Source organism: Alicyclobacillus kakegawensis NBRC 103104 (assembly GCF_001552655.1).
Lineage (GTDB): Bacteria > Bacillota > Bacilli > Alicyclobacillales > Alicyclobacillaceae > Alicyclobacillus_G > Alicyclobacillus_G kakegawensis.
Genome location: NZ_BCRP01000040.1, coordinates 1 through 10,870 on the forward strand (window position 1 = coordinate 1; position 10,870 = coordinate 10,870).

Sequence of the window (10,870 nt, forward strand, 5' to 3'; positions counted from 1 at the left end):
TTGCGTTCCAATACTGCACGTTCTGGATAATGACCATACACGCTCCCGGTAAGCCTCCACGGCCACCTCCAGGGTATGGCCTTCGTGAAGGCTGTACCAGTACAACCGCTCCGGCCTTGCGTACGCATGCACCACACGATTGCCACCTTCGCGCCAGACTCCACATCGGCGCGCTCCTGGCCACGAACGATGGGCCGCACACGGAGATTTGAAATGCGGAACACCCAGACCGGCTTCTTCCCCCATCATCCGAACCACCGCGCTCATCCTGGTGCATCGCAATCGCCGAGCACCTCTGGAGCCGGTGGTTTCCGAAAATGCGTCACTGGCGATGGATGAAACGGCATATTTTTATGAAAACTATGTCAACTGTATGAAATATGACTGGGGACTCTCCGGGATCTGGTGGATCGTTTCGTGATTGCTCAATCCCAGACGTTGCATGATGAGTGCACTTAAGGCAACGCGGACAAAGTAGCTTTGCCCTGAATCGAAATGTGAGCGTCGGAACGTTCTGCACAAGGGTGTACCGCCTAAGACGCCGAACATGAACCCATACATTTGAGCATGAGTGCTTGTCTATGTACGGATTTGAGAACCATGCCGAGGCGTCCCAGGCGGTCGAGGCATGCGTGCGCCAATACAACACAACAAACCCGGCTGCATTCACCCGCATTGCCTGTCACCGGTCAAGTTCCAATGCCTCTATTTTGAAGCCAAAGCACCTAAAGGTATGACGCGTCGATTGGTGCGTATCGTGGCCTTCGCCCTTAACTGTCCTAAGCTAAAGGGAATGCGGAGCTGTCAAGGAGACTCAGAGCGTCGGCGGCCCTTGACCGTGCGGCGACCCATGATGATTCCTAAATAAGGGGCAAAGGCCGAAACAACACTGCAAAAGAGCTCAATATCGGGAGCATATGTCCAATCTTGGGTGTTCATCGTCTGTCTTGACGGGCAGGACTACCGTATGTTTATGTCACATCAAAGTACGCGCTGTCACCATCGTCATGTAATCCCATTTCCTCGAGGTGCCATTGAATCGTCTTACGCAATCCATCATCCAATGGTGTTGCATTGGTATACTTCAAGATCTGATTGGTCCGTGCGAGATCAGGAATACGGCGTTGCATGTCTTCATACCCTTCTCCGTACGCTTCCTTATAGGGGATCAGAACAATCTCCGAATCACTTCCCGTCATCCTTTTGATGCGGTGAGCCAAGTCCATAATCGAGATTTCGTCAGTGGTTCCAATGTTGAACACCAATCCGTTTGTACTGGATTCCATCGCTGCGATTGTGCATGTGATGCAGTCATCTACATACGTAAAACACCGGGTTTGTCGTCCATCTCCGTAAACAGTCAAAGGTCTGTTTTCCAATGCGGCGCGAATAAAGATGGGAATAACACCTGCGTAAGGAGTACCTTCCGATCTTGGACCGTAGATATTGAAGTACCTTAATATGGCCGACTGCAGGCCTTCCTTTGTGTATGCTAAGCACAGATGTTCATCGAGTGCCTTCGCTGTGGCATAACTCCAACGGTGTATCATGGTTGGACCCAATACGCGATCCGAATCTTCCCGAAAAGGTACTTGTGGATTTTTCCCATACACTTCTGATGTTGATGCAAAGACAACCTTTTTATTCCTTCGGAAACAGGACTCAAGGATGTTTCTTGTGCCTAGCACATTGTTCTCAATGATCTTTCGTGGGCTCTCGACGCAGTTTTTCACACCGAGCATAGCAGCTAAATGGAAAACTCCGTCATGCTTGCTTATCAGTCGATCCGTCAAAGCCTCATCCATGATGCTGCCACAGACGAAGGTATGATTCGGATGTTTCATCACAGACTGTATATAGTTATATCTACCATTTGACAAATCATCAAGAGTCGTTACTTCATGCCCCAATTGCAATAATTTTTCTACCAGGTGTGAGCCTATGAAACCCGCCCCTCCAGTAACCAGAAACTTCATGCTGTCAACCCCTCGTATCACAAAGATTCAATATTCGGTCGATTGTGCGCCATCCCAAATGCGTTTCTCGTATCCAACACAGCCCGCGCATGCTGCATGATCATCTCATAATCCACGTTCGAATGGTTGGTCAAAATGGCCACCACATCAACTTGTTGCAGGACTTCTGGAGTCAGGTCGACAGATTTCAGAATCCTACCTCCAATATCAATTTCCTTAATAAAAGGATCGTGATACATAACATCATGTCCATCGGCCTGCAATTGTTTAAGAATGTCCACTGCCGGAGATTCGCGTAAATCATTGACATCTGGCTTGTAGGTGAGTCCAACAAGCAGTAACTGCGGGTGATTGGATGAACACAATCGCATGATGCGATCCATCACGTATTCCGGCATGGCTTCGTTTATCTGGCGAGCCAACTTGATAAACTCCAAGCTATATCCATATTTTTCTGCAATCCATTGTAAGTACAGCGGATCTACAGGTATACAATGCCCGCCAACGCCGGGACCTGGAAAATAGGGTGTGAATCCATATGGCTTTGTACTTGCGGCATCAATGGCTTCCCAAAGATTAATTTTCCACTTGTCGCAGATCATGGCGAGTTCATTCATGAGGGAAATATTAATAAACCTCTGTGTATTCTCCAAAAGCTTTGTCAATTCCGCTACTCGAATGGAGGAAACGACAACGACTCGCTCGAAAACCTTCTCGTACAACTCCACGGCCAACCGTGTCGATTCCGGGTCTATACCTCCTACAACTTTAGGGATCTTACGAATGTCAAAACTATCGCCAGGGTTAATCCGTTCCGGAGAATATGCAACAAAAAAATCACGTCCGGCTGTTAGACCTCTTCCCTCCAAAATTGGTATCACGTAATCTTCGGTTGTACCCGGAAAGGTAGAGCTCTCCAACACGACCAATTGAGACTTCTGTAAAAACAAGGAAATCGAAGCGGCTGCGGCAGTGACATAGGACAGATCCGGCTGTCCTTCCTCAGTTAGAGGTGTTGGCACGCAAATGATAGTGGCGCTGGATTGAGCAACTGGTTTGAATGAGGTGTCACATGAAAATCGACCAGATTGAAACAGGGCGTGAATGTCGTCATTCGAAAGATCACTCAGATAGCTTCCCCCGGATAGCAGTTGCCTTATTTTGGTTTCATCGACATCAATCCCGGTGACTTGATATCCACTTTCTACCAATAATCTGGCTAGAGGTAATCCTACATATCCCAGGCCCACCACGCAGATATGAGCGTCCTTGGTTATTGTTAAGATGTCGTGCATGATTTCACACCTCGCTATCGATGACGCCATATCTTATGGGATAACCCCTCGCCGGGTCGCAGACGGACACCCACAGCCCCATTAAATAGGCAGATTCTCAGTTATAGGTCAGTAACACGGTGATGAGCTTGTCCACTGCTGCCAGAGCGATTACGGCGACAAGGTTGCAATCGGGCCAAGCGGGATTTCCGTCAAGGGTTTGTGGCCTTATCCGCCAACGAATCCACCGCGGATGCCTTGCCCGCGCTCTGTGACAGATATTCCTTAGTCGCTGTTTCGCTAAATCTGCGAGTTGTTCACGTGAGTCATATCCGGTGAATGTGACGTATGGGGTTGACCTTGGCGCTAGCGAGGACGGTTCCTTTTGGATGACATTTCTCCGGAGCCAAGTGGCCAGAGGATGAAGGGGCGTGAAACATGGGTGACGATGCGCCAGCTGCAGTTGTGGGTCGATTCAGGGCTTGTCCGTCGGCAGGTAAGCTGCCGATGCCGAATCCAAATGCGACATCACTGGAACAGATGCCTGTAGAGAAAAGGACGGTCCCAAAAACCATCGAAAGACAGATGGAAGGGACAGTCCTTTTGAAAATCAATTTACATTTCCAGTACTTTCGTGAAATAATCTTCTCCGCCAAACTGGCCGCTTTTTAAGGCTAATTCCAAGCCGTCGATGTTTGTATCCTCAGAATAACAGCGACACAGTGGTGCCCCTGGAGAAATCGAGGCAATCATCTCCATCGCGTAAATCCCGAGCTGTCTGGTGGCATAGCTGGAGGTATCTCCCCCCGCAATGACCAACCGTTCAATTCCCGTCTCTTGAATCACCATCCGGGCAATTCCTCCCAGGTAAGAGCCCAGGATCTTACTCGAATCAGATATCAGACGACCACTGCCCGTCATTTGTTGCTGATTCTCTTTGATGGTCGGGTCATCCGGCCCCAATGCCGTATAAATGACTAAGCTTTTTCCGCACTTCAGAATTTCACTGGCTCTCGCGACGAGCCTCTTCGTCGCAGCTTCTCCGCGATTCGAATCCATTACTTCCCGAAGTGACAGATGGATACCCTCGAAGCCATGATCCATGGCCCATTGCAGCTGCTTCTGGGTCACCGGCGAACAACTTCCAGACACCACCAGAAGCTGGTTGACCTTCTTTATTTTCTTGTGAGCTGGACGCTTTCCGTCTGTCGGGAGATCTGCTTCACAACTCCGTCGAACGGATGAGATGGCATGGCCGACACCCGACGACCCAATCACGAACAATGGTTCTCCAGGTCTCCGGGAAGCAGCCATCAACTCCCCCACTTTTTCAACGTGGTCCTTCGTCAAGGCATCGAACAACACGGCTTCAGGGTTGTTCGATACTCTATTCTCCAACGTCTTCAACAGTTCACTCACCGGCTGTTCAAGATCTACGACATTGATTAAAGCAACATCCCCTGCGCCCTGTTTCTGCAATACAAATCGCAAATCCGCTTCCGACATGGGCGTAATTGGATGGCGGGACATGACAGGGTGTCTATCGAGGCGATAAACGTCCGCTCCCATGGCCGCGTAGTGATTTCCGAATACGGTGTACCGCTTTAAGTCAGGTGAAGCGACGAAAACAGGTACCCAAGGCTGCGCTTTGAAAACATCACGCGAAATCCGCATGACCGTTGCAATATTCCCAATTTCATTCGAAGAATCGAATGTGGAACAAACTTTATAGTGAACAAAGTCACTACCCACGTTGCGCAACCTCTCGAATATCGAAGGCAATACCTGTTCCATTTGCTCCGGACTCATCACCCGGCTGTTCCCCGCGACACCGATACACTTAATGTACGGGAAGCGATTTAACGTCTCCTTACTTGGTACATCAAGAAACAGTACCGTTGGCAGCCCATTGATGGTAAGTGACTCCATGGCATCGGTAGACCCGGTGAAATCATCTCCGTAAAACGAGAGAACAATATCCCCCTGGTCTTCAGAAGTATGGCTTTGCATTACGACGACCTCCAAACCCAATCAACAAGCTTAGACAGTCAATTTTCGCGAGTAGTTGATGGCGATGGATGACACAGCCATGAGCAAGCCAGCGATTGCAAACATGACGAAAACGCCCAAGAAACTGCCGGATGTTTGAACAATCCAGCCGACAAGAATCGGAACAAGGATACCAGCGACATTCCCTGAAAAATTCATGGCACCTGTCAATTGTCCAACATGCTGCTTCGCTGCGAGTCTTGCTGGGACACTCCAATACAATCCGCCCCAACGAAGGAAGAAGTTCGCAAGGCTGATTAGCAAAATCGCTACGGTTGCAGTGGTCACGTGATTCACAAGCAGAATGGCACCCGCAACGCCCAACCCAGCAAAACCAAGCATGGATTTCATGACAACGTTCACAGAAGCTCCGGATCGAATTAAACGGTCCGCCACTTGCCCCGCAAAAAGCTCTCCTACAAATCCCGCACCAAAGATAACGAACGTCCAAATGCCGGTCATCGCAAATGACACGTGTTGCACCTTACTTACATAAGACGGGGCCCAAGTCAGGAGCCCGTATAAGACGGCGTCGTATCCAAAGAACGCAAGCAGCAACATCCACGGGCTTAGGCGTGTAAAATACTTGATCGCACTACCAGATATAACTTCCTCTGTTTCATTCTCAACATCTACTTGTTGAAGGTACTTTACTTCTTCCTCAGTAATCAACGGATGATCTGCTGGATTATCACGCATGAACACCCATGCCAGTACACCGATGAGCACCGTCAAAAGCCCGACGGCAGCGAATCCCAATCTCCAAGTACCGAGCCAAATGATGAGACCGGTTACCAATACGCCGCCAATTGCAGTTCCCAACGGGCCGCCGCCATCAACAAGCGTACTCCCTCTCGCACGTTCGTTTTTTCTCAGCCACCGGATTAACGAGGTGTTGGCCCCGTTTTGAACAGGTCCCTCAAATATACCTAACAACATACGCATTCCAATCAATGCGCTTACACCGTTTGCCAAACCCGTAATCCCTTCAATGATACCCCACCCAATCAAACTACTGGCGACAATCTTGCGCGGTTTAAGACGGTCGACCAACCAACCGCCAGGCAGCTGCATCAAAGCATATGTCCAACCAAAGGAGCTCAGAATCAGCCCTTCTGTGACGGGACTTATATGCAGGTCTTTGCTGATGAGAGGCATTGCAATCGATAGAGAAGAACGGTCAACATAGTTGATAATCATGACCAAGATAAAGAAGACAAACATCCACCAGCGCAAGCCGGGAACAGAAAATTCGGACCGCTTCTCTATATTTGCCTTTAGAGTAGATTGTTGCATTGTTTTATCACCTAATCCCATTTTTTCAATTATTGTATTTAGTACTAAACCTATTCGATTTATGGAAAGCTATAATCTGAGATATTCAAAGATAAACAATCCCTTCTCTAAATCTCACCTGTCATCAATTCTGTTTGGAAACTTATAGGTGATCGGACTGAGTTCAGACTTCCCTCATTCACTCATTCAAAACTGATAAGTACCTTCAAGGGATTGTCCTCTTTTTGGCACACCATTCTGAATCCCTCGGCGGCCTGAGTATAGGGCAACACATGGGTGACTACAGCCTCGCTTTGAATCCGGCCGGAGGCCAGTAACGCCACAGCTGCCAGAGTATCTTCACGTGTATAACAGAAGCAGCCAACCATTTCTTTTTCCTGTCCCTGCAGCTGCATAATATCGAGAGATTGTTCTTCATGGAACATAGCAATGGTGACAATTCGTCCGCCTTTTTTCACAAGTGACAATGCTTGATTTAAAATTCCTGGTGCACCAACTGCAATCAGGACCTTGTCAAAGGGTCCACCAATGTGTTCTTTGGCTTCTTCGACCCAATTGTCTTTATCTTTAATGTTGATTGTGTGAGTTGCGCCAAGGGTCTTTGCACTGTCCAGGCAGTAGTCGAATACGTCTGTAGCGAGGATGGTGGTTGCTCCTGCCTCCCTTGCGGCAGCCAGCGCTAACAACCCAATGGGACCTGCCCCAAGCACGGCGACTTTCTCGCCTACTTGGATGCCTGCTTTACGTACAGCATGGACACCGACAGCAAGTGGTTCTGCCAATGCACCAAGTCTGTGATCCATGTCTGGTGGCAAAACGAATACGACATGTTCAGGGGCAACAAAGTTCTCAGCCATAGTACCGTACCATTTGCCGATGCCAGGCGCCTGCCGGTTGTCGCAGTAGTTAATCTCCCCGCGCAGGCAATGCTCACACTGTCCGCAACCGGCCTGTGGCTCTACGGTCACTTTATCCCCGACCTTGACGCGAGTGACTGCGCTGCCAACCTCAATTACTTCACCCGAAACTTCATGTCCAATGATCACGGGAGGCTTGCGAAATGGATGAAGACCTTTGTACGCGTGAATATCAGATCCACAAATACCGGCTGCCTTCACCTGAATGCGCACTTCGTTGTCTCGGAGCGGAGCATCTTCAACTTCTGTGACGACAACGTGATACGGACTTTCAATCATAACCGCTTTCATGACGACACTTCCTTTGAGTGTATAAACTCTGAGATGTTTGGACACCTGAAATCCGAGACAACTAGTTTATTCTACTTGCGTTAACTCGTTTTCGAGGTTTGTACTTCCCGCTTTCCAAGAAATCTCGAACCAAGTGATCCGGTATTTTTGTCAGCGGGATACCAGCCGACTTCGCCGTGATAATCATTCGGCATGCCATCTCCAACGTTTCAAGACGCATGATGGCATCAGAAAACGAGTCATCGAACAGGATAACCCCGTGGTTTTTCAGGATAATCACATGCCCATTTTCGGCCTGCTCCCTTACAGCCTCGCCGAGTTCAACCGTGCCCGGGTGGAAATAGTCCACATAGGCGACGTCTTCAAGGTAGTACATCGCCTCAATGAATAATTCGGAGACAACGGGTTCTGCACTGGACGCTATAAGCGTAGTGTAAAAAGGTGAAGAATGCAGTACGACCTTCGCATCCTCGCGCTTCTGATAGATGCCTGCGTGCATCGGCACTTCCTTGGACGGCCTGCGGCTGCCGTCCCACGTACCCGTCTGAAAGTTGTACAAAGAAAAGTCGTCAGCACTTAAATCGCCCATCTGGGTTCCTGAAGCGGTAATGAGCATGTGCTGTTCATCCACACGAGCACTTATATTCCCCGAGGTTCCCCAGGCAAGCTGGTTGGCCAACAAATACTTTCCTGTTTCAATCAACTTCTGTGCAATCTTAGATTGATCCAATATCATGTACTCACCTCCATTCCTTACGTACATAACTACTAAGCAAGAATCATGCCAACTTAATATACAAGCCCTGTCAAATGGATATATCTCTAGCAACCCCAAAGAGATAGCTGAAATTGTGCCTCTAGGTGCGTCCTCTTACTGTCACACCGTTGTTTTATGTACACGACATAGCCCATTCTTTGGTCCTGTGCCAACGCGACACGACGTGATACAATCGTTTCAGATTGAAACGGTTGTATCATTTTAAAACGAACCCACAGTCCGGATCTGCGATCCGCACGGGAGTGATTACATTGAGTAAAATTGTCATCATTGCACCGTCCAAAGAGTTTGCCGACTGCGTAAAAGCCGTTGTCGGAGTGGATAGATTTAAGATTTATGCTCCGGAAGATGACAGGGATTTCTCCTTTCAGGAGACCATCCCCATTGCCAAGCATGAGGAATCCATCGGCGCCGAGGTCATTGTTACACGAGGTGGACAGGCGACCCTATTGAAACAGATCGTTGGTATTCCAGTCGTCGAGGTTAAAATGAGCGTCTTAGACATTCTTCGAACCGTCCATTCGCTCAAATCAATCTATCGTCGAATTGGACTCGTTGGTGTGGAAAATATTATCTGTGACTATCGTGAACTCGGTAGTTATATAGATATACAGATTTATCCGGTATTCTCGTACGAGCATGATTTGGACCGACAAATCCGCAAAGCCATCGAAGATCACGTCGACTTCATCGTCGGGGACGGAATGTCCGTCGATTATGCAAAGCAGTTCGGACTCCCGGGAATGAAGTTGATGCCGTCGCAAACAAACGTGCAGGAAGCCATAGATCTCGCGGAAAACCTCGTTCGCGCCCGCCTTCAGGAACGTATAAAGAACGAACAATTTCGTAAAGTTTTGGAGACCTCGCAGGAAGGAATCCTGGTGATTTCAAAGGAATCCCGAGTCTTATTGGCAAACAGCAAAGCCGCGCATCTCCTGAATCGCGATGAGGCCCAGATTGTTCATTCCCCCCTCGCTAGGGTTCTCGAACACGAAACAGAACTCCTCAGACTGATTGATAGAAAGCAAGTGTTTTGTGGGGAAATTGTAAAGCTGAGTAACTTTGTCCTATCGGTGTCACAACAAAAGATCACGGTCGGAGACGATTTGATTGGATGGGTTGTGACCTTCCAAGACATTACACAAATCCAAAAGATGGAACATAACATCCGGAGAAAGTTAAACAAGTCTGGATTTCTTGCCAAACGAAGTTTGACCGATGTCATCGCCATTTCACCGAACATGAAAAACGTTGTGGAAAAGATTAAGCAGTTCAGTGCGACAGACTCTACCGTACTAATCCTTGGGGAAACAGGAACAGGGAAAGAATTAGTCGCTCAAAGCATTCATAACCAAAGCAACCGTAAGAATCGCCCCTTTGTCCCAGTAAACTGCGGAGCATTACCAGCAAATTTGCTCGAAAGCGAATTGTTTGGTTATGAACCGGGCGCTTTTACAGGTGCAAATCGAAATGGCAAGGCGGGGCTTTTTGAACTCGCCCATACAGGGACCATTTTTCTTGACGAAATTGGTGAAATTCCGCCGCAACTGCAATCACGCCTACTGCGCGTCATACAGGAGCGCGAAGTCATGCGGGTGGGTGGCAATTCAATCATACCCGTTGATGTGCGCATTATTGCAGCGACACACAGAGACTTAAAGTCTGACATAGAATCCGGGAGGTTCCGCGCAGATCTGTTTTACCGTCTCAATATTCTCCGGATATTCTTACCGCCGCTGCGCGATCGGACTGCTGATATACCCGCTCTCGTAGATACCTTGTTAGACAAGATCTGCAGGCGGTATCAGTGCCAAAAGCCCCGTTTGCCGGATTCACTGATTCATCGATTCATGAAGTACTTTTGGCCTGGAAATATAAGAGAGCTTGAAAACTTGTTGGAACGCATCGTCGTGCTATTGAATACGAGTATCCCGCATGCGGACGTCTTTCGAGAAATCATGGAAGAGCTCGATGCAAATGATGGAACTTCCCCCTCGACGCCAGCGAATACGGAAACACAAGACGACTTGCTCGAAGGAACCCTTGAGGACATTGAGCGGCGCGTGATCCTGAAGCGGTTGGACCAATGCGGCGGTAACAGAGAATTGGTCGCGAAAAATCTAGGCATCAGCCGCTCTACACTGTGGCGAAAGCTCAAAAGCCACGACAATATAGACAATATATAATTACCGGTGTGAATCCGCCGTTGGTCAAGAACGTCATAAGCGGGAGTTGTAGTGCAGGCGGTTGTCACCTCGGAACCTGATTCGACGCTTATAAAAAACCTTC

Annotated in this window: 7 protein-coding genes; 1 reads left to right on the forward strand and 6 read right to left on the reverse strand. The window is 48.6% G+C overall.

Features of this window, described 5'->3' with window-relative positions; all coding sequences use genetic code 11:
• Positions 1 to 971: 971 nt before the first annotated feature.
• From AK2_RS15770 to AK2_RS15795, 6 genes are all read right to left on the reverse strand, one after another.
• The gene (locus tag AK2_RS15770) at positions 972 to 1,976 is read right to left on the reverse strand and encodes an NAD-dependent epimerase/dehydratase family protein (RefSeq protein ID WP_067936902.1); all 1,005 of its coding nucleotides are present in this window, start codon (positions 1,974 to 1,976) and stop codon (positions 972 to 974) included.
• Between the two features lie 17 nt (positions 1,977 to 1,993).
• Positions 1,994 to 3,271: a nucleotide sugar dehydrogenase gene (locus tag AK2_RS15775; RefSeq protein ID WP_067936903.1), complete on the reverse strand. Its 1,278-nt coding sequence runs from the start codon at positions 3,269 to 3,271 to the stop codon at positions 1,994 to 1,996.
• Positions 3,272 to 3,865: 594 nt separating this feature from the next.
• Positions 3,866 to 5,260 (reverse strand): four-carbon acid sugar kinase family protein, encoded by a 1,395-nt coding sequence (locus AK2_RS15780; RefSeq protein ID WP_067936906.1) that lies wholly within the window; start codon positions 5,258 to 5,260, stop codon positions 3,866 to 3,868.
• A 30-nt stretch (positions 5,261 to 5,290) separates the two neighbouring features.
• A complete protein-coding gene (locus AK2_RS15785) occupies positions 5,291 to 6,595 on the reverse strand; it encodes an MFS transporter (RefSeq protein ID WP_245632946.1) in 1,305 nt (434 codons plus the stop codon).
• A 182-nt stretch (positions 6,596 to 6,777) separates the two neighbouring features.
• Entirely contained in the window at positions 6,778 to 7,803 is a 1,026-nt protein-coding gene (locus AK2_RS15790) for a zinc-dependent alcohol dehydrogenase (protein ID WP_067936909.1), read from the reverse strand.
• Positions 7,804 to 7,864: 61 nt separating this feature from the next.
• On the reverse strand, positions 7,865 to 8,539 hold the full coding sequence (locus tag AK2_RS15795) for a class II aldolase/adducin family protein (protein WP_067936911.1): 675 nt from the start codon (positions 8,537 to 8,539) through the stop codon (positions 7,865 to 7,867).
• 293 nt (positions 8,540 to 8,832) lie between these two features.
• Here AK2_RS15795 and AK2_RS15800 point away from each other — a divergent pair, with 293 nt between their 5' ends.
• Positions 8,833 to 10,767 (forward strand): sigma 54-interacting transcriptional regulator, encoded by a 1,935-nt coding sequence (locus AK2_RS15800; protein WP_067936913.1) that lies wholly within the window; start codon positions 8,833 to 8,835, stop codon positions 10,765 to 10,767.
• Positions 10,768 to 10,870 lie beyond the last annotated feature (103 nt).

Coding starts and splice junctions, on each gene's coding strand:
- AK2_RS15770 (WP_067936902.1), bottom strand. CDS start 1,976: ATGAAGTTTCTGGTTACTGGAGGGGCGGGTTTCATAGGCTCACACCTG.
- AK2_RS15775 (WP_067936903.1), bottom strand. CDS start 3,271: ATGCACGACATCTTAACAATAACCAAGGACGCTCATATCTGCGTGGTG.
- AK2_RS15780 (WP_067936906.1), bottom strand. CDS start 5,260: ATGCAAAGCCATACTTCTGAAGACCAGGGGGATATTGTTCTCTCGTTT.
- AK2_RS15785 (WP_245632946.1), bottom strand. CDS start 6,595: ATGCAACAATCTACTCTAAAGGCAAATATAGAGAAGCGGTCCGAATTT.
- AK2_RS15790 (WP_067936909.1), bottom strand. CDS start 7,803: ATGAAAGCGGTTATGATTGAAAGTCCGTATCACGTTGTCGTCACAGAA.
- AK2_RS15795 (WP_067936911.1), bottom strand. CDS start 8,539: ATGATATTGGATCAATCTAAGATTGCACAGAAGTTGATTGAAACAGGA.